Consider the following 24,656-nt stretch of genomic DNA (forward strand, 5'->3'; position numbering starts at 1 on the left):
GTGAGGTCGGGCTTCGATTCCTTCATCTGTAACGACGCGCCACTCCACTTGAGCCCGATGATTCCACCGGATAAGTCGATCTTACTCTTTCACGCCACCAAGCGCCACACCGGCAATAATATATCGCGATAACAGGAAGTAAAACACGAATAACGGCAAAACCGTCAGGGAAAGACCTAAGTAGATGGAGCCAAATTCCGTCCGATAAATATCGCCCCGTAGTAAACTAACCATGATAGGCAAAGTATATTTATCTCGCTGTGTCAGTAGAATCAACGGTGTAAATAAGTTATTCCAACTGGCAACAAATACAAAAATAGCTTGTGTCGCCACAGCGGGCATCATAATGGGCATCATAATCTTATTAAAACTGTAAAACTCGCCTGCTCCGTCTATACGTGAAGCTTCTACAATTTCGGTAGATAATGTGGCGAGCAAATATTGACGCATGAAGAATACTACTGTCGGTGATGCAATTGCAGGTAAAATTAATGGCAGGAAGTTATTCGTCCACCCAAATTGATACATAAATTTATAGAAACCAATAGCACTTGCCTGTGCCGGAATCATCATAACGCATAAAATAAACGTAAAGAACGGTTGGCGCAGTTTCCAGTTATACGCCACAAGCCCGTAAGCGGTTAACGCTGAAAAATAAACCGCACAAAGAGTCGTCCCACCAGAGATAATAAACGAGTTTAGAAACCCTTTAAACGGATTAAAGCTCTTATCGAGCAGTACATTCCAGTTTGACAATAAATGCGTCGACGGCAACAAAGCGAGACCACTTTGAATTTCCGGTGTAGATCGAGTAGCGTTTATAAACATGATATAAAACGGTACTATACTAACCAACGCCAACAAAATACATAATATGTAAATAATGACCATGTTTATAGAGAAGGATTTTTTGTTTTGCGAAAGCTCCATGAATTACACCTCTCTTGGGGCCGCTTTTGCAGCTTTTTTCATCATTTTTTCCATTTTCTTTAGTTCCGCTGCATCACGGTCACGCATGAAATAGAACAAGACTAAGGAAAGCACAACAGCAATGAGGAACACAATCATACTCGCTGCCGCAGCACGATTATACATATAGGCACCTCTAAATGCTTGGTTGTATATGAAAACGGACGTAGTAAGGGTAGCATTGTCCGGTCCGCCTTGTAAGAATAACTGCGGAATATCAAACATTTGCAAACCGCCAATCATCGATGTAATGAGCACATACAGTAATATTGTTTTCAAACTTGGTAAAGTAACACGGAAAAAGGTTTGAACCGCTGTAGCGCCGTCCATTATTGCTGCCTCAAAAAGGACAGGGTTAATACCCATAACTCCTGCGATAAGGATAATCATTGTGTTTCCATACCACATCCAGAATTGAATAAATCCAACAAGACCGCGTGCTGTCGTCTTATCTTGAAGGAAAAAGATTGGTGCATCTGACCAACCCATTAAATGAAAGAAACTGTTCACCGGACCCATTGGATAAGCAAACAAGGCACTAAAAAGTACGGCGATCGTACCCGCCGTAATAATATTAGGCATATAAAGCAGAACCTTGAATAAACCTTGACCACGAATATTGAGACGATTATTCGTGAACCATGCAGTAAGTAACAATGCCAATAAAATCTGAGGAATAAAGTTGATAATCCATATTAATAATGTGTTTAAGAGAGCTTTTCTAAAAGTTTCGTTATTGAAAATCAAGTCTCGAAAGTTTTGAAATGGATTGTCCAATAAATGAACGGGTTTAGGAATAACACCCTTCATATCCGTGAAGCCAATGACCGCGGTATACAAAGTAGGGTACATCGAAAAAATTAAGAAGATTATAACGAACGGTAAGCAGAAGATATAGCCGTATTTTGCATAGCTGACTCCTTTTCGTCGCATGACTACCACCCCAAAAGTTGAAATAAAGGGGCGGGAAAACTCACTCGCCCCTTTGACACTATATTATTGGCTATCGATTTCTAGCTGGTCTTTAACTTGTACTTTGAAATCAGCAATCGCTTGATCGCGGCTCTTGTTGCCTGCTGTGTATTCGCGAACTTGATCGCGGTACAGCTTGTTAATGGTTTCGTCGTACTGAGTCAAGTTTTTACCTGAAGCATTAGCGTTAGCCGGAACGAATACGTCGAACATGTTCTGTCCACCGAGCAGCTCAATTTCACCGTTAGATTTGCTCATTACGACAGAGGACGCTACACTATCCTTCGTACCTTGTTCACCATCTTTCATTGTTCCGTTTGCCCAATAATATTGAAGTCCTGTATCTGAAGTATCAAGCGTTACCCACTTTATGAAGTCAGCAACAGCCTCTTTCTTAGCCTTATCTTTCGTAACATTCTTATTCGCTAGAAGCCATGTGCCACCCCAGAAGAAGCCAGTCGGTGGTTCAGTAACAGCCCAATCACCATTCGTTTGTTTAACTTGATCCTTCATTACGTAGTTGATAAGCCACGCTGGGCCAAAGAATCCGAAGACTGGCTGACTGCCCGATCCAGACATATCTGCAAACCATGCTTCTGTCCAATCTTGTGTATCATTATGATAGCCGTTGTCTTTAAGCTTCTTAGATAAATCCAAGAACGCTTCACGCTTAGGATCAATGTATAGCTTGTCATTATCAATCCAGCCCTTATCAGAGCTGTTCTCAATCGCATGCCATATATCTCCGTCACCTGAAACAATACCGTAGCCTTTAGCTTTCAATTTAGCTGCAGCAGCGAAAAATTTATCCCATCCAGGTCCGATTTCATTCTTAATAGTTGCAGAGTCATCCGTTCCGAATACGTCTTTAGCTATGGAGCGGCTGTAAATAAATGCTCCTCCAGTTGCTTGATATCCAAGAGCTTTTAACTTGCCATCCTTACTGCCGATATCAACTGTGTATTGAGCGATTCCAGCGTCTTTTACAAGTTTATCCGATAGGCCTAGGTCAGCATATTTGGCTGCATAGTCAGATGCATCGCCTTGTGAATACTTAAGAATAAATGCTGCTTCAGCCGCGTAAATGTCCGGAGCATCTTTACCGCCAGCGGCTAGTGCTTGGTCAAGAGCTGGTTGGTAAGCACCGTCCGTTGTAGCGATAATGGTAGTCTTGAACTCAACGTTCGCATTAGGATGAGTTGCAAGATACTTAGTTGTCATGTTTGGAATTTCATCCGTAAAACTCCAAAGGTTGATCGTAACCTTCTTCCCAGAAGATGCACCGTTATTGCTTTGGCCGCCACTGCACGCAGAAAGAAGACTTGCTAGTAAGACAATGATAGTGGATACAACAAAAATGCGTTTCATTTGTAAACCTCCCTTTTTAAATCTTGCTGTTATTTATGTAACCGCATACATATTATAGTATTTATATTTTTTTACTTAAAGTAGCTCGCGTTGGAATAAATACCAATTTCATTGGATTGTTTGTTCACTATTTAACACTTCGCTTCGATAATGTCTTGGGCTTACACCCTCATTATCTTTAAACACTTTGATGAAGTATTTGGCCGTGCTATATCCGACCTTCTCAGCAATTTCCCAAATGGGCATTCTAGTCGTCGTTAAAAATTCCTTCGCTTTTTGCAACCGTGAACGTGTTAAATAGTCGCTAAAAGTAACGCCTGTCTGCTCCTTGAACAGCACGCTGAAATAGCTCGCGTTCAAGTGATGATGTTCCGCTACCTGCTTCATGCCAATCATTTCATGAAGATGATTATCAATATATTTAATGGCCTCTTTTATAACGCTGCCATACCGAGCCTCATCACGACCTACTTCAAGCAGCTTTGAATCGACAAGCTTCTCCATCGCATCAAGGCGATCGCGGCTGCTATCGAGCTCAAGCGCTTTTTGTACGGTATGAATTAATATAGATTTGTCGATAGGTTTAAGAAGATACTCGAACACGCCGAGTTGCAGTGATTTCTTCGCATAATCGAATTCAGCATAACTGGATATGACAATAACAACAGGCAATTGTCCACGTTCAGCCAACATCTCTAGCATTTGCAAACCGTCGATTTCCGGCATACACACATCCGTAACAATAATATGAACCGTATTCACCTCAAGCCACTTAAGGGCATCAATTCCGTTCGCAACCATCTCAATCCGATATCTGCCTACCGACCAGACCTCCAGCGTCTTTTTTATACCCATCCGTGTACGCGGTTCATCATCAACAATCAATATTGTTTTCAAAATGGATAGTCTCCTTTGGATGAAATAATAATTTTGAAGCGCATTGTTGCCTAAACCATCAATCTGTAAGCGATTACAATTTGCAAGTGATTTCAATCTACATGATTAACGAACCCGAAAATAAAAAAAATCTGTACCTCTACGATATAGAAATACAGAATATCAAAGTTGAATCGTTGGATTGCAATCCATATGTTGCATCTATAAAGATGCTAGCCATTACTACGCATTTATCCTCACGTTAAATATATATTAACCTGCATTTTTTGGTTTTGTCTATTAATAATTGTAAATTTTATTTGTAATAAACTGTTATCTCTCTTCACAAAATCGATCAATGCCTGCTAATCTCAATTAATCTCTTCCATGACTAGTTACACTTAGCAATTAGCAATGGAATAGACTCCCACATCACTTTTTTGTCCATTAATATTAAAAATTTGGAAAAACGTCCGATATTATGATTAGAAGAGCAAAGTGAAAATGAACAAACGGGATAGAGGTGGATTAATTATGAAGATTTATGGCTCGACCCAGTATGACTTAAATCTATATATAAATTCGAAACAGCTTGCCGATAAACCGGCCTTGGTCACAGGTACGATACCCGAACTGTCGCATGACACCGATACAGTGGAAATCAGCCCGACTGCCAGACAATTGGCGGCATCCGATATTGTGAATCATTCGGCTATTTATTTTGGAACCGTTCAAATTAATGATTCACTGAATCGCCTTCTCAGAAATCAGTCCCCGGAGGTGAAGGAAGCTGTCTACGGCATCATTCAATCCAATTTCATTACAGACGTAGACAGTGGAGAGGAAAGAGCAGCTTTATTAGAATTGGGACTCACTCAAGCTAAGTATATCGCGGACAACTACTTGAAAGATGACGAAGCCGCGGAATTTATGAACACGATTCGTCAAATCGGAGCCATCTCCAAAACCAGAAGCATAGACCCTGAAACGAAAGAAATCCGTTACGAAACACCGCCACAGAGGCCTATTGGAGCTCCGAACGATTATATACATTTGACCGATATGATGCAGAAATTCGAGCCGGACACTATGGACAAGCTGCAAAAATCTATTGAGAATGGAAAAGACTGGAGTATTATCTTGCGAGCCTTCGCTGAGAAAGCATCAACTCGTAAGGATTGGGTACATGAATACAGAGAGGGAGCAGGCAAACAGATGGGAGACATTGTCGGTGAGAATAGATTCGGGAATGCTTCTACTGCCAGCTTGACTGAGTTTGTCAAACAAATCAAGGACATCATTGCCAATACCGGATTAGAAAATAAGGGGTTCATAACAGACAATATAGAGGCTTTTGTGCGAACGTTGGAAAGTCCGAATATGGTGAAATAGCCAGAAAAATGGGGTCTGCCCCTTTTAACTTAATAGGCTGACCCCGTTTATTGCTAATTATTTTATTTTCTGCTGCTCTTCGTCGGTAATAAAGTATGCATGAATATCGTAGTGCGGAACTTCGAAACCTTCGTGCCCGTGTTGTTGGAACTCGATATCCACTTGCACGACAGCAGGTGACGGGACCCCCTTCATACCATCCAAGTTAGTATGATTAACTCCTTTTATGAAATCGTCCTGAGCAATCATATATTCAAGGAATACCAGTTTTCCATCATGTACACCGAAGATCGGTCCATTCGGGAGGTCTCCTGCTTGCGGATTCGACCAATGTTCGCCCATGGCAGGTACGCTCTCCGATATTTTGATCGTTCCTTCAGGAAGCGCCAGTACATACACTTCCTGTTTACCGTCCCAGCTTACTTGCTGGGCGTGGACCGCATTGGCCAAATCCTTGATCCAGGCCGTCGGTTCGTTCTGTTTCATACGTATTTTCGAAATTTTCTTTCCGTTAAAAACCACTTCTTTGTTCCACTTGCTCAAAGTATACGTAAGATCGAACAATTGAGCGTAAGCGCGAACGGACACATACGCTTTACCATCGGTCGTTAAATGATTCGCCGCGGATTTCACTTCAACTCCGTTGACCTTGATGGTCAATCCATCACTTTTCTTCCCACTCGCCGTCATTCCTTGCGCCGATACACCGCTGCACATTAGAATGAACAGACTAACAGCCAATAACATAATCTTTTTCATAGCATTCCACTCCAATTTTTCCGATTAATTAGGTTTAATAATCATAAATACGAATAATACCACGCCCATTGCTGTAGCAGCATAAAGCATCGCATTCGCCCTTGAGAGGTTGACCCGCTGCTCCTGAGGAAGCTCGATTTTGTTTAAGTTCTTGGCATCAAACAACCATTGTGTGAAACGTTTTTGCGCCGGAGCGACAAAGCCAATTACGACGATTTGGATCAGGACATAGAGTATAAGCGATCCCAATATCCATATCTGCGTGACTGAGCCGTAGTTGTTCAACGAGATGAGCAGAATACCTGAGATCACCGCAATGGAACCCCCGATTTTCGGAAAAAAGTCCAGCTTACGGGCTAGCTTCATGGAATGTCTCAATTGTTCCAACGTTTGGTTGTTCCTTACTAACACGTGCCCGAAAAATGTTGGACCAACACCAATAATCGCCGATAATACATGAATCAATACCAGCCACTCCATTATCCAGTTTCCTCCTTTCTAGAATACTTTGATTTCATTACATTAAGCGTATCACCTTGCTTTCGTGCACTCTATTATCCGAACGTAGCAAAATAGTCGAATTCGGGTATACTTCTATTCTCCTCACGAGAAAAAAAGAAGACAAGCTCTCTCCTCAAAGAATGCTTGTCTGATTACGATCATTATGTTTTTTTCAAGTAGCTGTTAACCAATTGTGTTCGGTTCTTAACATTCAACTTCCGAAATACCGCCGTCAAATGCTTCTTGACCGTTACTTCTGTAATATATAAGCCCGCCGCAATTTCTTGATTCGTATATCCTTTCATCAGCAGCCCCACCACTTCTTTTTCCCGCTCGGATAGCATCGGCATACCATCATCCTGCTGCTTGGAATGATCTACAAGGCCGAAGGAAGCCATCATTTTGTCCAAATATTTTTGCAGCTTGCCGCCCCTCGTATCATGAACGTAATATGGCGTAGGATTGTTAATGTCATAATCATAATGTGCAACGTTTTTCACCTGCTCGCACCCCAAGCTAAGGTGGAACTCCTTTAAGAAGGAGAGATCCGGAGGGCCAGTTACGACATAACCGGAAGAAATAAGCAGTGAAACGAAAGATAGCCCTGCAGTTGTACGTATCGCCACATCCTCGAAATCCATCACATCAACCGTTTTCACAAAATAACCCGCAATATGTTCATTCGATACCCGTAGTTCCTTTAGCTTATGATCCGGCAGACTTTGGAAATAAGCGGATGACGGCGGGTGAGTTAGCAAGTAGTCAAGCGTTCCTCTATGAATCGGAATGATTGCCGTCAGACCGCATATTGCCCCCTGCTGGTCTCTCATCAGCTTAACAATGCCAGGATCGAGCTCGTAAAGCTCTTGAAGATGAATATACTTAATCGGGTAAAAACATTCTTCTTTAGAAATGATATACTCGAACCTCTCGCCCGTGTCCGGGTTCTGGAGAGGGAGGCAAACTTCCTTCAGATTGCTGCGACGATTTTCCAAATACCGCTCTGCCTCCGCCCAATTGGACGGATTCAACGTCTCCATGAGATGCGGAGTCAATTTCTGAAAACAGAAATTGCGGACAACATGATCGCCGATATAATAGTACCATTCGACGCCCTCCCAAGTGATCGTCTTTTTCTTGGACTGGTTGGTCATCCTGTTGTAGTAATACATAATACAGCGCTTCCATAACCAGTCGTAATGCTCAGGCTGGCGCAAACGCAGCTCATAGCCGATGGCGTCCCGCATCAAATCATGAAGGACCCAACCTCTATCCACTCTCCGAATGAAGGAAAGTCCGATCAGCCATTGGAATAAATCCGTCTTTACCTGCCGATCCAATACATAGGAAAGCAGCTCCTGGTTAAAATGCCGAAGTACGGCTGCGGTCTCTACGAGCTCCCTAAGATTGTCGTCCGGAACCTCCTTTAGCCAAATGCTCACGATATGTTCGAACACTTCGGTACCATCCACCAATTCCAAGCCTTGAATGTTCTGAACCATCGTCGTCGAGACGATCAAGGATAACGTGAGTGGATGTCCTCTCGTTTTCATCCAAATCTGTTTTATCACCGACTCTTGAGAAATGCCCGAGCGCTCCAGATATTGCTTAACGGAGAAATAATCCAGATCACCAATGGGCATCCGGTGTATCCAATGGCGCCATGCTGGAGAACTGAGCCATATGCCTTGCAAGGGGAATCTCCCCGCAATGAGAATCAAGATTTCCGGGTACAATTGTGGGAGGAATGCCTCTCTCAGCCAGAGCTCCATGTCACCCATGTCCTCAAATGTGTCTAATGCGAGGACTAGCTTCTGATTCGCCGCCTTTTCCCTCAGGATGTCATGGCATAGATCTAGAAGCGCCTGCGGCTCGGTGATCTGCTGCAGCTTCCCCATCGGATAGCCGAGCATACGCAACAATTGCGTGCAGAAGTCCTGCGGTGTATGAGAGAACCCGCGGCTGTCCATCAACAGAAAGGCGGCGTTCACATTCACCGCCAGCCGACGAAACTCGTCGATTAAATAGCTTTTTCCTACGCCGCCGGTACCATATAGATTCAAGATCCGTCCCTGTTGTCCGCCAACTGTCAGTTGCTGCATGAAATACTCAATTTCGTTGTCCCGCCCTACCAAATAATGCCGTTCCAGCTGGTCAATCTGGGCAGCTATGCGTTCCTCGGGACCACCTGCCATCACCTTGCCATCATACATAGGATATACCTACCTTCGAATTACATCATTATAAAAAAGGCGGGACGAGTGCGTTGCAGCAAGGTAGATTCTTTTGCATTATTAAAGTAAATCGGTCAGGATCAAGCCATTGTTCTTATCGGGACCAAAGTTTCTTTACATATGCTTCTTCCGGTAAAGTTCAGCTGTAATCCCATATTTATGTAGATTTTATATTTTATTGTATATGAGTGCCAGTACTTCTTTTCGATATTCTTATCGTATCCATAAGTCATTCTATCTTAGATAATGGCTTCGAAATATAGGTCCTATAGCGTGGTCCTTGAATCGGGATAGCAGTTCGACAATCTTGCTGCGATTTCGCTTAAACATGAAATCGTCGATAACCAGTGACGATAGGTGATTCACCTTAGTAATCGCTTTCATTTTATCGTAGTAAATGGGCCTAGAAACTTAAAGAAGCGTCATATATGGCGCCAGTTATTTCAATCTGTTAAGCCGATTCTGGATCGCCTTCACGCTCACGAGGAACGTTGCCTCTTGCTCACCGTACTCGCTTATGAAGTTCTTTTAATGTATTCTGAGCATCTTATGCTGATACCAGCTTTTTCTCTTAATAAATGACCTAATTTGCTGTTTTGTCCAAAGTCCCATGTGTCCTCCCCAACCTCTCGTACATTTCCATTTCACTGGGTTTAGGAGTTTACTTTAATCTATTTTACACACTCGCTATTCGCCTTTCCCACGTATCTGATCCATCTTATTTTAAACAAGAATATTCTGTTCGACTGAAGAAAGCCCTTGTCGGATGGTTTTCCAATTGCATCTAATCGTACATCTAAACATGTCTGCTCAATTAACCCACTGATTCCTGTAGAACAACAATACTTTCCTCGAATCGTTTGATAATCTTTAAGGTACGGTAACTCTGTTCTCGGATTGACTCTCCAAATATATCTATTCATTTTTGTAAAATCTATTTCAGAGGATCCACCACGGGCACTCTCGAAATCAATAATGCCAGTAGCCTTGTAACCGATCACCAATAAATCACCATGTCTAAAATCCATATGAACGATGCATGGTCCGTCAGGATCTGGTAAAGCAGAGAAAACGCCATCAAAGTGAAGAGTACATCTCTCATACAATTCTGGATCGAGAATCTCATTGCATGACTCTTTCCACAAAGTGTCCAGTAAGCACCCAATAAGGTTAAGAAATAGCCCCCTACCTATGAGAAGGGGGAAGTTATCGGTTAATTTCATTAAAACCACGGTGATGCTATTTTATGTCAACGCTCAGTAACTATCGCTGTAGAGTTATGGGAAATAGGTTATTCGTTTCGCTGAAATTTTGATAAAAAAGTGGATGCTTCCCTCTATTTTTAGTGCGGTTCATCCTGATCTCTGAATTTTTCAGGACTGCTCTCTATTCGCTATTTGCTCTTGGGCGAGACGGATCATTTCCCGAACCATGGAACCGCCAATTTTGCCACCGACATGGCCCACTGATTCCGTAGTTAAATGACCATTGTTTCCCGGGTGCAAAGGCACTCCAAGCTCCTTCGCCACTTCGTATTTTACGTCATCCGGTTGATTCGGATTCACGGCATAGCCTTCGCGTTTCATTACATCAGCTTTGAACGCTTGCATGCTCTGTTCGACCCCTGGTACAGCATATTTTCTCCTTCTTCTTGCCATCATGCAACACTCCCTCGATGTTTTATCCCTAACATGCCCGGAAGTACAAAATTTCATCCCTCTTCCACTTCAATGCGGGACTATCGATCAGTTGATAAACTGATGGAATCTATATGAAATATCTTAGAGGAGATTATCTTGGAGGTCATCCGCCGCGGGGAACTAGACAATCTGCCTGTAAAAAATTTCGCCCTACTTATGATAAGGTTCACCATATCATCTATACAGCGATTAGTTATCGAATTTGAAGGCCATGGAGATGAACTGTTTTTCATCAATTTTGAGATCAATGTTGAAGCTCTCTACAAACGCACAATCACTAGCAAAGAAAAGTGAATATCCTGATGATAATCGTCCGGCCTTGATTATGTTTGAGGAGGTGGTTATCGTCGATCGTTTCTGGACGTACGTCGACCCGAAATACAGTTTCTCGCTTAAACTTCCGAGATGGTGGAAACCTTATATCGTCGTAAAAAGGACAAATCATCCTGGAGATGCGCAACATGCCATACTTTTCCGCTTTAAGTACAAAGGGAAAGTATATCAAGAGGTTCTCGGTATATACGTCTTCCGGATGACCTTGCAACAATGGCGCAAAAAAGGCTACAAAGATTCTCCTTACGTGGTGCTTGCCAGCCGCAATGGGAACACTTTTGCCTATTTGACGCCGGAAGAGCTTCCTAGCGAGTTTCTCGATAAAACCGGTAACGACTTTGATTATCAAAAATACGGCAAGCAGATTCGACTAATAAAGCGTATGGTGAACGACAACGTTCCAAAAGCCGTCAAAACGTTCCGGTTTATCGCAAAATGAAGAAGGTTTTTAGCGGATAAGAAGTACCGTCAGGGAATCAAACCCGTTCCCTGGCGGTATTTCGAGCATATTGAAGATGTCCTTATTCAACCTCCGAAACATATAAATACTGTGTAACGATCTAGTCAAGTTTTACCGAACTTCAGCGTGCTCATCGGAAGACATTGTCGTATCAAGTCGCACAAAAATCCCCCTAGAATCCATCTCTAGAGGGATAAACATATCTTAGCACTCTACACTAGTCCAACAACTCTCTTTAACCCGCACCTATACCCCAATTTTTCGCCGTCACTTATGGTAAGGTTCCCCCCGATTTATCTTCACCGCTCGATAAATCTGCTCCACCAGCACCAGCCGCATAAGCTGGTGCGGCAAGGTCATGCGCCCAAAGCTCAGCTTCTGCTGGGCGCGCTTCAGAACAGCGGGAGCCAGACCCGTGCTCCCGCCAATAACAAAAGCCACGTGGCTGCGCCCATACGTGGCTAACTTATCGAGCTGGTCCGCGAGATCTTCGCTGGACCAGAGCTCGCCCTCCAGCGCGAGCGCGACAACATGCGCTTCCGGCTTCAGCTGCGCTAGAAGCCTCTCGCCCTCTCGCTCGCGCACAATCGCTTCCTCCGCCGGACTCATCGTCTCCGGAGCCTTCTCATCGGCCACTTCCGTGAGCGTGAGCTTCACGTAAGGGCCTAACCGCTTGGCATACTCCGCAATGCCCATAACCAAATACTTTTCCTTCAGCTTGCCTACAGCCGCTATCTGTATATGCACGATGCCTTACACATCCTTCTATATTGTCAAACCGTAATGTCACACAGGTTTATTTATGAAAAAATCCATTATAGTCATGAATATTGTCTCATTTTCTACTATCCAATTTCCTGCATATCCCCATAGCTCCGTTAGTCTTCATCTCGGCCTCGGTACGTGTCTCGGTCTTCATCTTGATCCCAGTGTCGCTCGCGTTCATTCGCTCTTCCCTAAACCACCAAATAAGTGGCCGGCTCTTCGCAGAAATCGCATTTGCGTGGCGGATCCCAATCCGCGAATTGTGTCTCCTTCAAATCGACAACATCCGGTGCATCCTCATATTCATCTACAAATCGGTCTAACGCCTTTTCAATATGCTCTTTACATACACAATACATCGTCTACACGCTTCCTATCCCTAGTTGATTGTCGTCCTACTTTTATACACACAGCATATCAGAAAATGCCTTCCCATGTGAAGTCAGCAATTAGGCACCTGTCCAGCGTATTCCAATCTCACTCTTTTTTATTTGCACGAATGGATCATTCCTGAGCTAAGGGGATGGTGAAGCAAAGAGAATTAACCCCCATATATCAAGCCGAATCCCGTTCCCTTATCTCCCCCTAGTCAATCCTTGCCCTACCCCAAACTCTCTCGCCGCCCAACAGAAAAAACCGCAGCACACAGACGGTTTCCCATCTGCATACTGCGGTGCCCATCCCTAACTAACTATTCTTCCTTATCCTTCACGCCTAGCTTGAATTTCGTTACCTTTAATTGCCCATCTCGGTAAAATGAAACCTCAATCTCGTCGCCAATTTTCTTCTTCGTGTACAAATACTTGCGAAGCTCCATGGTGCTGCCTATCGGCTGTTTATCCAGCTTCACGATCACATCATTGAACACAAGCCCCGCATCCTTAGCAGGTCCGACTGCTTCCAGTACAATGACGCCATTATATACCTCATCAGGCAGCATCAGCCCCGGCGGGGCCTCTTCGTCACTGCCTTTAGCATCACTGTCCGCTTCATCCCTCTCGGCAGAAGCATCGTCATTCTCTTCTGGAAGCACAATGCCGTCACTAGGATTGCCGAATGCATCACTCAATGATTGCTGGTTCCAGTATTGCTCCAAATCCATTGTTGTCACACCGAGGAATGGACGAGCCACATATCCATCCTTAATTAGACTCTCCACGATCGGCATAGCCAGATTGATCGGAATAGCGAAGCCTATCCCCTCTACGCCAAAGTCAGCGATCTTCATGCTGTTGATTCCGACAACACGTCCGTTCAGATCGATCAACGGTCCACCGCTGTTGCCTTGGTTAATGGAAGCATCAATTTGAATGACTTCCTGCTCCCAATCGTAATCACCATCTTGGTTTAATGAAACGGGCACAATTTGCTTCGTCTTGCTAACGCTGCCCGTCGTTACGGACTCTCCAAGTCCGAGCGGATTCCCTATTGCGATTATATACTCGGCTGGGCGCAGTGTAGATGAATCACCAATCTCTGCAACGACGTCAATACCCTTAGAATCAATCTCCAACACAGCTAAATCTGTCATTAGATCCTTGCCGACAATGCGGGCTTCCCGCTTCTCGCCATTCATTAACACAACTTTCACTGACTGTGCTTGATCGATAACATGATAATTCGTTATAATGATTGCTTTTCCGTTCTTCTTGCTAATAATAACGCCTGATCCAATGCCTGCTTCACGCAGAATAGTATTTCCCTCATCCTTCTTGGGTTTCTTGCCATTACCCAAACCAAGCTTAAACATTTGCTCGTTAATGACGCTTACGACGGCTGGCCTTACTTTTGCAGAGGCTTGTATAGGACGCTCAAGCGGATCAACGGTTTGAAAGGCGCCTGATACTGGGAAGGATGACCTTCCAAGACTAAGCCCGCTTCCTCCGCCAAAGAACACACCGAACAGCAGCGTTGCTGCTACTGCGCTAGTGAAGGATGATACGAATGCAATACGGACAGTAGACCATTTTTGCCTACCGCTTCTATATGGAAAAGAAAGGTCTTTTTTCTTACTCTCACGCGAAGTACGCTTGGATACTTTAGTGGAATAAAAATCGTCGTCGAATAAGCTCATTACGATCGCCCCTCTCGATGCCTAAAGCATCAAGACTATTTTTTTCAATCTAGGAATGTTTTCGGAAGATTGGACTAAAATAATAATAGATTCAAAAAATTACAGAAGACGGATTTGCGATAGGAATAGTCCAAGCCCGTTACTGTCTAAGGAGAGATGCCGTAATGAAAGCCAAAACGCCTGTCGCTTGGGAGCATGTGCAGCTTGCTGCCAAGCTAGCAGATTTGAAGGATGATCACTACCGTACCGTTCTCACATTAAGTGCAATGCTAGAATTGTTCATAGACAAAGGCATCATTACAAGAGAAGAACTCAGCGCCAAAGCCGATGCGCTTGATGCGCAGCTTGAGTCGCTTATTTCCGCTTCACTTCATCCCATGGGGTAGGTCTGTCGTGATACGTTGCACGCAGCGGATTTTCATCCTTCTTATAAAATATTCCGTTGTCCTCTAATATAGTATTCACGGTAAGCATGGCTAAATCCATTAAGTTATGATCAAGGCTAAGATGAGCCAAATAGACACGTTTTGTTCGATCCGTCATAAGCTCAAGCAAAGCTTCGCCCGCTGCCACATTGGATAAATGGCCGACATCACTAAGTATACGCCTTTTCGTATTCCAAGGATAACGGCCCATGCGCAGCATTTCCGTATCGTGATTTGATTCTAGTACAAGCACATCAGAATCTATAATATGCTTTTTCACTTTTTCGCTTACATATCCAAGATCGGTTGCTAGACTCAGCTTCTCGCCGTTCTCAATAAAGCAATAGCCTACCGGCTCCGCCGCATCGTGTGAGATCGGATAAGATTGCACCAACATCGTACCGAAGGCGATCTCTTCTCCTGTCTCCATAAAAACCCGCTTCTCTGCGGCAATTGTACCGACATGCCGCTCCATGGCAGCCCACGTCGCCTCATTCGCATAGATCGGCAGCTCATATTTCCTTGCAAAAGCACCCAAGCCTTTAATATGATCCGAATGCTCATGCGTGACGACCAGCGCGTCCAATTGATGGCCCGCAATTCCGCGTTCACGCATCAGCTCATCCAGCTTCTTCGCACTCATTCCTGCATCGACTAGCACTGTCTTCTCATTACCCTGCACAATCGTCGCATTGCCTGTCGATCCGCTTCCCAACACCGTAAATCGCAATCCCATAGCTACTCTGTCCTGTCCCTTCTCACGCTCCCGCTAATGTAAACCGTTTGCTGCCGTTTCTGCTTTCACTTCATCTGTTGACACTTCCCCGCTAATCGCGTGGACATAAAACGGCGGAGCGTTCTCTAGTAATACACGCCAAGATGGTGCCGCTACCTGCTTCTCGGAATCAAAAATTTGTCCGTGATAGCCAAGCTGTATATCGGTAATTACCGCACCATCGGGCAAATAGGTTTCAATTAAGCTGCCCACAACCTTAACGGCTGGGAGAACCTGCTTCTCCTCGCCAATTCCAAGCAGCTCAATTCGATCCTGCTGAAAGGCTGTTATTTTCTGATTGCTAATACTAAGCTCCAGCTTCACATCGAACATCGGATGGCCATCAACCACACGATTCAAAGAAAATACATCAACGCTGCTGTTCTTCAAATCAAATACATACTGGTCGAGGTCTGGTATTCGGCTTCCAAGAGTTTTCTTTAATTCGGAACGCGAGTATATAACCTTACTGTCGACCGGTGTCTCCAGCATGACGGGCTCAACATTATCACGAGAATCCGACTGGAGCAAATAGTTTAAATCGCCGAGCTTTGGTGTTTCAAGCGGCAGATTGGCTTCCAGTGAAATATGCTTCTGCTGCATCAGCAGGATCTTATCCTGCGGCAATTCCGCCGTATTGACATTGACATGCAGTTGTTCTCGAATATCAAGCCACAGCTGATATCCAAGCAGTATATTAAGCAGCAGAAATGAAATAATAAGCACATTTTTCGCTCGTCCCCAATCCACTCGCCCTCACCTCCGCCCCTATCTTATTACACTTATCCTTCGTCATTTAACCTTCATTTTCAAGCTTTCCAACGGCAGCCTTGTCACTATCCGGCGCTCCCGCTGCATCATTTTCTTTACTCGGCTCGTCCTCAACTGGCGGTGGGGGCTCATAACCGACTGGGTAAGGCTCAAGCAGCATTTCCTCTGTGCCATCCGTAAGACGGACAGCCCATACAGGCAGAAATTGCAGCCGCTTATCGTCTATCGGCAATGCCTGCAGCGCCGGGAATAAAGCTGTCACTTCGCTGCGCCTTGAGTAATTTCTCAGCTTCTCCAGCAACGCCTCGCCGCCCGGCAGCCATCTTACTTGCCGTGATTCCGATTGCTCGGCAAGCGTGATCATGGACCGCGCATATTCAGTCACAACTCCCTGCTGCAGCGTAAGCCGCATATAGCCATAACGGAATGGCGCTGCTGCAATAACAGGATACTGCTCCACATATTGTTTGAATTTAATATACTTGCCTTCGCTGCCGGACTCCGCGTTTACGAAGCGGTGAACGCCGTCCCAGCCGCCATGATTGTTAACGAAATCGACGGAAGCATATACATTGTCGCTCAGCAAATTTTCTAAGCTTTGTGGCGCGGCAGGGTCGGTATAGCTGATCCACATGCCATTCTGCTCTACCTGCAAGCCTCGTTTGCCGTCTGTGAATATAAGCGAGCCGCTCCGATCCTCGAATGCCCTTGATGTGCTTGGATCAAAGAACAGGCCGCGCTGCATTAATTCAGGTGAGTAAATTTCGTAAGGAAATACGATTTCGGTCGATTGAATCGGATCGATCGGAATATATAATTCATCGCCCATCATCGTGTACTTCGGCTGGAACTGCCCGAAGCCCACGTAATCCTGCACATCGCGCACGGTTAAGTCCGCTCGTACCGATTCATAGACCATTTGGCCATCCGCACTGAAGAAGAACGTACGAATCTCCTCGGTGCCGGTTGTTTTGAAAATCCATATCCGATCAATGGTCTCATTCAAGAAGAGCAGATCGCCTTCCACCTTTAATAGCTTTTGGAGCAGTTCCACTGGAATGCCTTTGTCGAAGCGCAGCTCGATACCGATATCATTCTTCCTGACCTCGTCCCAATTGAGCATATTGGCGGGACTTCGCTGGAAGCCTTTGAACTCCCTGCCTTGTATGCGCTGGTTCAGAATAATCTCATAGAACTGCGTACCCGGATAAATGACCGTATGCTGGTTATTGCCCATATGGATAATAAGCTCCTCCGGGAATATAACACTCTCTACGCTCTTCGCTGATCCCATTGGTTCCGCATTGACATAATCCTGATCACTCCTGACCGTTGCGCCAAGTCCTGGCATGCTGTAAGCAAGCAAGTAGCTCTGCAATAAGCTGAGCACGACAAGAACAATGAGCGTTGTGGTCTTCAATCTCTCTCTCATGCCAGATCTCCCCCCTCTTGCAGCAACGGAAGAGTGAACGTGACCGTTGTTCCCTCGTTGAGCTCAGAATGAAGGGAGATCGTACCGCTATGCGCTTTAACAATTTCCCGGGCAATGGAGAGACCGAGTCCCGTTCCTCCCATATTTCGTGAGCGCGCCTTATCTACGCGATAGAAACGGTCAAATATGCGATTCAAATCCTTTTTTGGAATACCAATACCGGTATCCTTGACGCTAATTGCAAGCGCTGACGAATCGCCCGACTTCTTAGCCAGCAGCTCAATCTTGCCGCCATCCAGCGTATACTTGATGGCATTGGAAAATAAATTATCAAGCACCTGGTCAATTTGGTCGCGATCGAGCCACGCGGATTCCAAGCCTCGATCCACTAGAACGGATGCTTTGATCGATTTCTGTCGAAGCTGGAATGAGAAGCGGTCTGCCACCTCATCCAGCATGTCATGTATATTGGTCTGTCTTCTGCGAAGCGGCGCTTGATTGGAATCAAGCCGCGACAGATGCAGCAGGTCCGTAACGAGTCTTATCATTCGTTCGGTCTCATTACGAATAACGCCGACGAACCTTTCAGAAAGCTCCCGCTCCTCAAGCGCACCGTCATTGAGCGCTTCCGCATAGCTCTTAATCGTCGTGAGCGGCGTGCGCAGCTCATGCGACACATTCGCAACGAATTGACGCCTTGATTGCTCCAGCTTTTCTTGTTCGGTTACATCCTGAAGCACGGCAATCGTCCCCGTAATGCCTTTGTCACGTCGATGGATCGGCGTGAATGTCGCTCTCAGCATGCCCTCGTTGCTGTCGCCTATCTCCTGCTCATCGAAGTTGTGCTCGATAAGCAGCGTCTGACCGCGACCTTGCTGCAGCTCAAGCAGCTTCTGCTCCGAGAGCTCGAATAGCTCGGATAGTTCATAGCCCTCGCAGTTCGGAATCTCAAGCAGCTCCAGCGCGCGTCTATTCCAAATGATGATTTTGCCATGCTCGTCCGCGGCAACAACACCGTCACTCATATTCGAGAGGATGGAAGCCAGCTTCTCGTTTTCTTCCTCATTGACGGAGAGAGCTTCCTTCAGCCGTATCGTCATATCATTAAACGCCATACTAAGCCTGCCGATCTCATCATCGCCAAGCACAGGCACCTTTAGGTCGAATTTACCTTCAGCAACTGCCTCCGCTTGCCGGGTAAGGCCTTGAATCGGATTCGTAATCGTGTGCGCCAGCAGAATACCAAGCACACCGGTTAAGCCAAGCGCAATCAGCGTACCCGAGAAGAAGATTTGATTCACCCTATTTACGGTCTCATAAAGATCGTTCATAGAAGCAACGACATATACAGCACCGACCACTTTATCATTCAAGGTTACCGGCTGAGCAATCATTTTCTTTCGAATATTGTCTTCATCTATAATTTCTTCTTCATTATCGGGAATGTTCTGCAGCGCCCGGCTGACCGCAAGCGATTTATTTTTCTTGCTTCCGATATCAGACTGATGGCCTTGAAGCGAGGTGGCGACCAGCCTGCCGTTGGAATCCAGCACTTGTACCTCGGCGCCGCTTATACTGAATAAGTTGCGTACGACTAGGCTTAGATCCTCTGTCGTGCTCTCTGGCGAGTCGCTTTCCGTATCCGGCTTGGCCGCAAGGCTCGGAGCAGCAAATTTGGATAAAATATCCGCTTGCTCCTTCAGGTTGTTCGTGAAGCTGGATATTAACGAATTTTTGACCGTACTGATGAAATAGACGCCGATCAGCTGCATCGCAACCAGAATGAGCAGCAAGTAAATAATGACGAGCTTTACTTGGATTGTACGGAAAAAGCTTTTGCCTTTCATCCTGGACCGAAGCCCCCGGACTTGGAATTACGCATCATATAACCGAGTCCGCGCCGAGTCATAATATATTCGGGACGGCTCGGATCATCCTCGATTTTCTCTCGCAATCTGCGGATGGTTACATCAACTGTCCGTACATCGCCGAAGTACTCAAACCCCCATACCGCTTGCAGCAAATGCTCGCGTGTCATCACCTTGCCGCTGTTGCGAGCCATGTAATAGACAAGCTCATATTCGCGATGCGTAAGATCAAGCGGCTCGCCGTCCTTATAGACCACATACATATCCGTATCAACGAACAGATTAAACAGCTTGAAGCCCTGCTGCTCCGAAGGGCTGTCTGAAGCTCCATTGCTGTTAGCATCGCCGCTAATTCCCGCTTCTAATTCCGCCGGCTTCTGCTGTCTCCGTAGATGCGCCTTTACTCGCGCCAATAATTCCCGCGTACTGAACGGCTTGGTCACATAATCGTCCGCGCCAAGCTCCAGTCCCAGCACTTTATCGATTTCCGTATCTTTAGCCGTAAGCATAATAATGGGCATATGCAGCTTTGTACGCACCTCGCGGCATACATCCATGCCATCCTTAACAGGCAGCATTAAATCCAGCAGAATCAGGTCCGGCTTCTCCTCGAATGCCAGCCTTACCGCTTCGCCGCCATCGAAGGCGCATATGACCTGATGCCCTTCCTTCTCCAAATTAAACTTTATGATATCTGCTATCGGCTGTTCGTCATCGACCACTAATATTTTTCCGTGCATCGTTACACCCGCCCGTCGCTTGTCCTTTTAAAATCTCTTTTCATGCATTTCTACTATTGTATGTCTATCTATTGCCATCACCTTCTTACATCTCTTCTATTTTAACACACGTTATCCCTTCCTTCACAATGAATCTTCCCTCATGGCAGCAAGAGTTTTGCAAGCACTCCGTCATAGGACTACAGCACAAAAAAAAGAATCACTAAGCCGAAGCTTTCATGATTCTTTCTGCATATTTATGGGTATAAGTTTTATAAGTACTTTAGCGGATTTTGTAAAACACCGTTCTTGTGAACCTCGAAATGCAAATGAACGCCTGTCGAATTGCCTGTGCTGCCCATAATGGCTATTTTATCGCCCTTTTCGACAACTGCACCTTTCTTGACTCCGAAGGAGCTAAGGTGGCCATACACGGTTTTATAGCCATTCTTATGATCAATAATAATGGCATTGCCTAAGCCCGGTTTTTTACCTACAAACTCAACGACGCCGTTATCGGCAGCATGTATATTCTTGTCGCCTGTAAGGTCGATGCCGTTATGATTACGGCCCCAACGTTGCCCGAACTTGCTAGTCAGTCTAGAATTGGTTACTGGCATAGCGAAACGGCCGGAGCCTTCACCTAAGACAACCTTCGTGCCGCGCATAACGATCTTCGGCTGTGCTTCTTCAATAACTTCTTTCGTTAACAGCTCTTCGGAAACCACATAACCGTTCTGCTTCACGATTTTGTACGTCATTCGCTTAGAGCCAGCTTTGCCTTCTGAGATTGTTTTGGACTCGCCGGCACGCATATTTTCACTTTTTTTAATTTCAACTGGCGGCTCAATCGTCTCAATCTCCACTAAATTTTCAACCGTTTTTACGGTAAGCTCCGGCTGAAGCACAGTGAGATCAAGTACATCGCCAACCGTCAGCTTGTCATCTTTAATCCACGTATTGTTCTCATAAATAACCTGCGGTGAAATATTGAATTTCTGGGCAATACAGCCGACACAATCGCCAGCTACTACCGTGTATTTGGTTGGTTGAATACTGCCTTGAACGAGTAATTTATAAATCGCTTCTGCTTCCATAATTTCCGATGGATCGGTATCAATCGTTTCAGTTAGAACCGTCTCCATAAATTCGACTTCCGTTACTTCGCGGCCTGGTGTTTTGGACACAGGCTTGTCCGCTGTTTTGGCAGCCTCATTAGGATTATAAGCCAGCGCTCTAACTTCTTTGGCACTCTGCTTCGCAGCCGCCAGCTTTGGTGCAAATTTGCTTTGCACTCTTGTCAAAATCTCATCTGCTGTCTGTTCATCCTTCACGATGCCAATTACTTTGCCGTCAACCTTCACCTCGACGCCAACGGCGTGAGAAGTGAATAATCCTTCCAGCTTCTTTAACGTTTCCTCTGTTTGAGGTGCTGCTTTGTATGCACTGTCGACTTCATATGTAATGTTGCCGGTATCCAGTATCATGTTGATATCTGGATTAGCTTGCTGCACTTCTTCTGCTTCTAATAGAACTAACTGCTCGACTGCATCTGGATTATCTACGGTTCCAACGACTGTTCCATCTATATATACGTTATAATACTCGACTGTGTGTGCTTGAACATATTGGATGCCGCTAAATCCGGCTACTGTGAGGAGTACGAGCGCCCCGCCCGTCAACTGAACCGACTTCTTCCGCCAAAATGACGCAGATGTCTTGTCGCTAACGGATTGTTGCTGTGTCTTGCCATCCAAGTGTTGCGATCGGTCATGTCTAAAGTACTGAATCGCTTGATTCCATACTTTCTTTATCCGACCTTGGTCCCTGAAAACGGTCATGATTGTCTCCTTTTCGCGCGCAATTGCCACTATTTTTCTAGATTCCAACATGAAAAAAAGGCGAATGATCCCGTTCGGATCGCTCGCCTAATACTTTATCATACCCCTAACAACTCGGGCAACCTTTACACAACGTTCAAAATATTAATATTTTTTCAGAATCTCCATCATTTGTGCATATTCGGTCTTGTCGAGATGCTGTGCCATTATTTGCTGAATCGTTGTAAGTTCTTTCTCTGTAAGGCCATCTTCTACGTATTGAGAAATCATTTGCCACGATTCCTGCGGTAATTTGCTTATTAATAAAGCGAATAATTGTTCTTTATCGTCATTTGTCATCTGCTGCTTCGCGATTGTCAAATCCTCGGTTGTCATCGTCGTTTCCGTATCATCGCCCGGCGTCATTCCTTCTTGAACCTCTGTCCCACCTGTCGCAGCGCCGCCATTCGCCTGCGTTCCGCCGCCAATGCCCATATCCGTCAAAGGCGGATCAGACATATCGCCGAATGCATCTACTGCTACCGGCGGATCGCCATTTTCATCCACTTGTGCGTCTGTCTCAGCCGTTCCCCCTTTTGAGGGAGTATTTTCCTTCTTGTTAGCCGTATCGGTTATGAGAAGCGGATCTGATCCCCACAGCTTGCCCCAGACGCCTGCCATGGCCATCGGAGGCACCTCAATTGGCAGATTGAACTGCTTTAGAATCGTTTCTACATAACTTGTCACAATATATCCCGTTGTCCATATGGACAAAAAACTCAAAATCAGCCCTGCAGCTACCAGCTTTCCCAACCATCCGATCTTTCTCAGCATGCTTGCACCTCACCCTTCGTCCAGCAGCTAATAAATATCTATCAGCCTTCGTTTCCATAATCTGTTATATACCAGTATGGTCAACAATTTCGCTGTACATTCGGAGCAGCTTGCATTTCCCTAGCATTTATCCAAAAAAAAAAGGATGGCACAGGGCCATCCTCTTCCATTTTCTATTCGTAGATCGGACGCACCGGATTTGTTTGCTCACGATTGCGGCCTACCGAGAAGATTGCGATTGGAATGCCTGTCAGCTCGGATACACGATTCAAGTAGTTGCGTGTGTTGGCAGGAAGATCTTCAAGCGTTTTTGCACCGCTGATATCCTCCGACCAGCCTGGATATTCCTCATAGATCGCTTCGCACTCTGAAACGAGTTTCAGGCTTGCTGGATAAGTATCGATAACTTCTCCGCGCAATTTGTAGCCTGTGCAAATTTTCACCGTTTCAAGACCCGTCAGAACGTCAAGCGAGTTAAGCGACAAGCCAGTAATTCCGCTAACGCGGCGTGCGTGACGGACAACTACCGTATCGAACCAGCCAACGCGGCGCGGACGGCCTGTTACTGTGCCATACTCATGGCCTTTGTCACGAATTAATTGACCAATTTCATTATCCTGCTCCGTTGGGAATGGACCATCGCCTACACGAGTTGTGTACGCTTTGGCAACACCGATAACTTGTTGGATTTTTGAAGGGCCTACACCTGATCCGATACAAACGCCGCCAGCCGATGGGTTGGAGGACGTAACATACGGGTAAGTTCCTTGATCGATATCCAGCATAACGCCTTGAGCGCCTTCGAACAAAACCTTTTTCCCAGCGTCGATAGCATCATTAAGAACAACAGATGTATCCGTCACATACGGACGAAGTACTTCAGCGAAACCAAGGTAATCGCGAATAACTGCATCCGCATCAAGCGCTTCTCCGCCATATACTTGCTCGATTAAATGATTTTTCTCAATCATAATACTGCGGATTCTTGCTTCGAATTCCTCCGCATCCATCAGATCAGCGATACGAACACCATTGCGAGCGGCTTTGTCCATGTAGCAAGGACCAATTCCTTTGCGAGTTGTGCCGATCTTGTTATCACCCTTACGATCTTCCTCAAGACCGTCAAGAATAAGGTGGTAAGGCATAATAACATGAGCGCGATCGCTAATTTTCAAATTCTCTGTTGAGAATCCATTTTCGTGAATATAGTTAATTTCTTGAATGAGCGCTTCTGGATTAATAACCATCCCGTTACCAATTACGCACGTTTTATTATGATTAAAAATACCCGATGGAATCATCGTCAATTTATATTTTTTGTTATCAATAAGGATCGTGTGTCCGGCATTGTTACCTCCTTGGTAACGAGCAACGACGTCGGCTCCCTCTGCCAAGAAATCAGTGATTTTTCCTTTTCCTTCGTCTCCCCACTGCGTACCAACAACAACAACCGTAGACATAATTCATACCCCCGTCCGGTGTTTATACACACCGAAAATTACCGTCTAGACCTGATAGCAGCGTTTTCCCTTCCAATAAAGGTCACGAAATGCTACGTCATGAAAGTCCAAAGACAGCATTAACATTGTAGCAATCCCTCCCCAAGAAG

At 45.3% G+C, this 24,656-nt stretch carries 23 protein-coding genes; 3 read left to right on the forward strand and 20 right to left on the reverse strand.

The window, feature by feature from the left end; all coding sequences use genetic code 11:
• Positions 1–81: 81 nt before the first annotated feature.
• The 4 genes from CEF13_RS28045 to CEF13_RS28060 all read right to left on the reverse strand — a co-directional run bounded on the left by CEF13_RS28045 (position 82) and on the right by CEF13_RS28060 (position 4,206).
• Entirely contained in the window at positions 82–930 is an 849-nt protein-coding gene (locus tag CEF13_RS28045) for a carbohydrate ABC transporter permease (protein WP_102716052.1), read from the reverse strand.
• Positions 931–933: 3 nt separating this feature from the next.
• The gene (locus CEF13_RS28050; RefSeq protein WP_244917139.1) at positions 934–1,779 is read right to left on the reverse strand and encodes a carbohydrate ABC transporter permease; all 846 of its coding nucleotides are present in this window, start codon (positions 1,777–1,779) and stop codon (positions 934–936) included.
• Positions 1,780–1,965: 186 nt separating this feature from the next.
• Positions 1,966–3,309, reverse strand: coding sequence for an ABC transporter substrate-binding protein (locus tag CEF13_RS28055; protein WP_102716054.1), 1,344 nt, complete (start codon positions 3,307–3,309; stop codon positions 1,966–1,968).
• A 108-nt stretch (positions 3,310–3,417) separates the two neighbouring features.
• Entirely contained in the window at positions 3,418–4,206 is a 789-nt protein-coding gene (locus tag CEF13_RS28060; RefSeq protein ID WP_102716055.1) for a response regulator transcription factor, read from the reverse strand.
• A gap of 513 nt (positions 4,207–4,719) precedes the next feature.
• On the opposite strand from CEF13_RS28060, the gene CEF13_RS28065 reads away from it, so the two are divergent.
• Entirely contained in the window at positions 4,720–5,577 is an 858-nt protein-coding gene (locus CEF13_RS28065) for a hypothetical protein (protein ID WP_102716056.1), read from the forward strand.
• 57 nt (positions 5,578–5,634) lie between these two features.
• On the opposite strand, the gene CEF13_RS29090 is transcribed toward CEF13_RS28065, so the two are convergent.
• The 5 genes from CEF13_RS29090 to CEF13_RS28090 all read right to left on the reverse strand — a co-directional run bounded on the left by CEF13_RS29090 (position 5,635) and on the right by CEF13_RS28090 (position 10,732).
• On the reverse strand, positions 5,635–6,336 hold the full coding sequence (locus tag CEF13_RS29090) for a hypothetical protein (protein WP_208414728.1): 702 nt from the start codon (positions 6,334–6,336) through the stop codon (positions 5,635–5,637).
• Between the two features lie 24 nt (positions 6,337–6,360).
• Positions 6,361–6,816: a DUF2269 family protein gene (locus tag CEF13_RS28075; protein ID WP_102716057.1), complete on the reverse strand. Its 456-nt coding sequence runs from the start codon at positions 6,814–6,816 to the stop codon at positions 6,361–6,363.
• 182 nt (positions 6,817–6,998) lie between these two features.
• Positions 6,999–9,050 (reverse strand): helix-turn-helix transcriptional regulator, encoded by a 2,052-nt coding sequence (locus CEF13_RS28080; RefSeq protein ID WP_102716058.1) that lies wholly within the window; start codon positions 9,048–9,050, stop codon positions 6,999–7,001.
• Positions 9,051–9,742: 692 nt separating this feature from the next.
• Positions 9,743–10,294 carry a phosphotransferase gene (locus CEF13_RS29605; RefSeq protein WP_102716059.1) on the reverse strand — a complete coding sequence of 184 codons (552 nt, stop codon included), beginning with the start codon at positions 10,292–10,294 and terminating at the stop codon, positions 9,743–9,745.
• Between the two features lie 150 nt (positions 10,295–10,444).
• Positions 10,445–10,732: an alpha/beta-type small acid-soluble spore protein gene (locus CEF13_RS28090; protein WP_424991989.1), complete on the reverse strand. Its 288-nt coding sequence runs from the start codon at positions 10,730–10,732 to the stop codon at positions 10,445–10,447.
• Between the two features lie 256 nt (positions 10,733–10,988).
• On the opposite strand from CEF13_RS28090, the gene CEF13_RS28095 reads away from it, so the two are divergent.
• Positions 10,989–11,543, forward strand: a complete 555-nt coding sequence (locus CEF13_RS28095; RefSeq protein WP_146022767.1) for a hypothetical protein — start codon at positions 10,989–10,991, stop codon at positions 11,541–11,543.
• 288 nt (positions 11,544–11,831) lie between these two features.
• On the opposite strand, the gene rlmH is transcribed toward CEF13_RS28095, so the two are convergent.
• The 3 genes from rlmH to CEF13_RS28110 all read right to left on the reverse strand — a co-directional run bounded on the left by rlmH (position 11,832) and on the right by CEF13_RS28110 (position 14,403).
• Complete coding sequence (rlmH, locus tag CEF13_RS28100) at positions 11,832–12,311, reverse strand: 23S rRNA (pseudouridine(1915)-N(3))-methyltransferase RlmH (RefSeq protein WP_102716062.1); 480 nt, start codon at positions 12,309–12,311, stop codon at positions 11,832–11,834.
• A gap of 209 nt (positions 12,312–12,520) precedes the next feature.
• Entirely contained in the window at positions 12,521–12,688 is a 168-nt protein-coding gene (locus CEF13_RS28105; protein WP_102716063.1) for a CxxH/CxxC protein, read from the reverse strand.
• 332 nt (positions 12,689–13,020) lie between these two features.
• Complete coding sequence (locus CEF13_RS28110; RefSeq protein WP_102716064.1) at positions 13,021–14,403, reverse strand: S1C family serine protease; 1,383 nt, start codon at positions 14,401–14,403, stop codon at positions 13,021–13,023.
• 164 nt (positions 14,404–14,567) lie between these two features.
• Here CEF13_RS28110 and CEF13_RS28115 point away from each other — a divergent pair, with 164 nt between their 5' ends.
• On the forward strand, positions 14,568–14,789 hold the full coding sequence (locus CEF13_RS28115; protein WP_102716065.1) for a hypothetical protein: 222 nt from the start codon (positions 14,568–14,570) through the stop codon (positions 14,787–14,789).
• Here CEF13_RS28115 and CEF13_RS28120 read toward each other — a convergent pair.
• The 8 genes from CEF13_RS28120 to CEF13_RS28155 all read right to left on the reverse strand — a co-directional run bounded on the left by CEF13_RS28120 (position 14,758) and on the right by CEF13_RS28155 (position 24,507).
• Entirely contained in the window at positions 14,758–15,564 is an 807-nt protein-coding gene (locus CEF13_RS28120; protein WP_102716066.1) for an MBL fold metallo-hydrolase, read from the reverse strand. The two genes, CEF13_RS28115 and CEF13_RS28120, sit on opposite strands and share 32 nt — an antisense overlap.
• 33 nt (positions 15,565–15,597) lie before the next feature.
• A complete protein-coding gene (gene yycI / locus CEF13_RS28125) occupies positions 15,598–16,353 on the reverse strand; it encodes a two-component system regulatory protein YycI (RefSeq protein WP_102716067.1) in 756 nt (251 codons plus the stop codon).
• A gap of 46 nt (positions 16,354–16,399) precedes the next feature.
• Positions 16,400–17,806, reverse strand: coding sequence for a YycH family regulatory protein (locus tag CEF13_RS28130; protein ID WP_102716068.1), 1,407 nt, complete (start codon positions 17,804–17,806; stop codon positions 16,400–16,402).
• Entirely contained in the window at positions 17,803–19,653 is a 1,851-nt protein-coding gene (gene walK, locus CEF13_RS28135; RefSeq protein ID WP_102716069.1) for a cell wall metabolism sensor histidine kinase WalK, read from the reverse strand. The genes CEF13_RS28130 and walK overlap by 4 nt, the downstream gene beginning before the upstream one ends.
• Positions 19,650–20,414, reverse strand: coding sequence for a response regulator YycF (yycF, locus tag CEF13_RS28140; RefSeq protein WP_102716070.1), 765 nt, complete (start codon positions 20,412–20,414; stop codon positions 19,650–19,652). The genes walK and yycF overlap by 4 nt, the downstream gene beginning before the upstream one ends.
• A 251-nt stretch (positions 20,415–20,665) precedes the next feature.
• Complete coding sequence (locus tag CEF13_RS28145) at positions 20,666–22,234, reverse strand: M23 family metallopeptidase (protein WP_102716071.1); 1,569 nt, start codon at positions 22,232–22,234, stop codon at positions 20,666–20,668.
• 144 nt (positions 22,235–22,378) lie between these two features.
• A complete protein-coding gene (locus CEF13_RS28150; RefSeq protein WP_102716072.1) occupies positions 22,379–23,047 on the reverse strand; it encodes a hypothetical protein in 669 nt (222 codons plus the stop codon).
• 173 nt (positions 23,048–23,220) lie between these two features.
• On the reverse strand, positions 23,221–24,507 hold the full coding sequence (locus CEF13_RS28155; RefSeq protein ID WP_102716073.1) for an adenylosuccinate synthase: 1,287 nt from the start codon (positions 24,505–24,507) through the stop codon (positions 23,221–23,223).
• Positions 24,508–24,656 lie beyond the last annotated feature (149 nt).

Source organism: Paenibacillus castaneae, from assembly GCF_002884445.1.
Taxonomy (GTDB): Bacteria; Bacillota; Bacilli; order Paenibacillales; family Paenibacillaceae; genus Pristimantibacillus; species Pristimantibacillus castaneae.

Bases quoted from the DNA above. Each gene is read 5' to 3' on its own strand.
- CEF13_RS28045 (WP_102716052.1), bottom strand. From the start codon at position 930: ATGGAGCTTTCGCAAAACAAAAAATCCTTCTCTATAAACATGGTCATT.
- CEF13_RS28050 (WP_244917139.1), bottom strand. From the start codon at position 1,779: ATGAAGGGTGTTATTCCTAAACCCGTTCATTTATTGGACAATCCATTT.
- CEF13_RS28055 (WP_102716054.1), bottom strand. From the start codon at position 3,309: ATGAAACGCATTTTTGTTGTATCCACTATCATTGTCTTACTAGCAAGT.
- CEF13_RS28065 (WP_102716056.1), top strand. From the start codon at position 4,720: ATGAAGATTTATGGCTCGACCCAGTATGACTTAAATCTATATATAAAT.
- CEF13_RS29090 (WP_208414728.1), bottom strand. From the start codon at position 6,336: ATGAAAAAGATTATGTTATTGGCTGTTAGTCTGTTCATTCTAATGTGC.
- CEF13_RS28075 (WP_102716057.1), bottom strand. From the start codon at position 6,816: ATGGAGTGGCTGGTATTGATTCATGTATTATCGGCGATTATTGGTGTT.
- CEF13_RS28080 (WP_102716058.1), bottom strand. From the start codon at position 9,050: ATGTATGATGGCAAGGTGATGGCAGGTGGTCCCGAGGAACGCATAGCT.
- CEF13_RS29605 (WP_102716059.1), bottom strand. From the start codon at position 10,294: ATGAAATTAACCGATAACTTCCCCCTTCTCATAGGTAGGGGGCTATTT.
- CEF13_RS28090 (WP_424991989.1), bottom strand. From the start codon at position 10,732: ATGATGGCAAGAAGAAGGAGAAAATATGCTGTACCAGGGGTCGAACAG.
- CEF13_RS28095 (WP_146022767.1), top strand. From the start codon at position 10,989: ATGAACTGTTTTTCATCAATTTTGAGATCAATGTTGAAGCTCTCTACA.
- CEF13_RS28105 (WP_102716063.1), bottom strand. From the start codon at position 12,688: ATGTATTGTGTATGTAAAGAGCATATTGAAAAGGCGTTAGACCGATTT.
- CEF13_RS28110 (WP_102716064.1), bottom strand. From the start codon at position 14,403: ATGAGCTTATTCGACGACGATTTTTATTCCACTAAAGTATCCAAGCGT.
- CEF13_RS28115 (WP_102716065.1), top strand. From the start codon at position 14,568: ATGAAAGCCAAAACGCCTGTCGCTTGGGAGCATGTGCAGCTTGCTGCC.
- CEF13_RS28120 (WP_102716066.1), bottom strand. From the start codon at position 15,564: ATGGGATTGCGATTTACGGTGTTGGGAAGCGGATCGACAGGCAATGCG.
- CEF13_RS28130 (WP_102716068.1), bottom strand. From the start codon at position 17,806: ATGAGAGAGAGATTGAAGACCACAACGCTCATTGTTCTTGTCGTGCTC.
- walK (WP_102716069.1), bottom strand. From the start codon at position 19,653: ATGAAAGGCAAAAGCTTTTTCCGTACAATCCAAGTAAAGCTCGTCATT.
- yycF (WP_102716070.1), bottom strand. From the start codon at position 20,414: ATGCACGGAAAAATATTAGTGGTCGATGACGAACAGCCGATAGCAGAT.
- CEF13_RS28145 (WP_102716071.1), bottom strand. From the start codon at position 22,234: ATGACCGTTTTCAGGGACCAAGGTCGGATAAAGAAAGTATGGAATCAA.
- CEF13_RS28150 (WP_102716072.1), bottom strand. From the start codon at position 23,047: ATGCTGAGAAAGATCGGATGGTTGGGAAAGCTGGTAGCTGCAGGGCTG.
- CEF13_RS28155 (WP_102716073.1), bottom strand. From the start codon at position 24,507: ATGTCTACGGTTGTTGTTGTTGGTACGCAGTGGGGAGACGAAGGAAAA.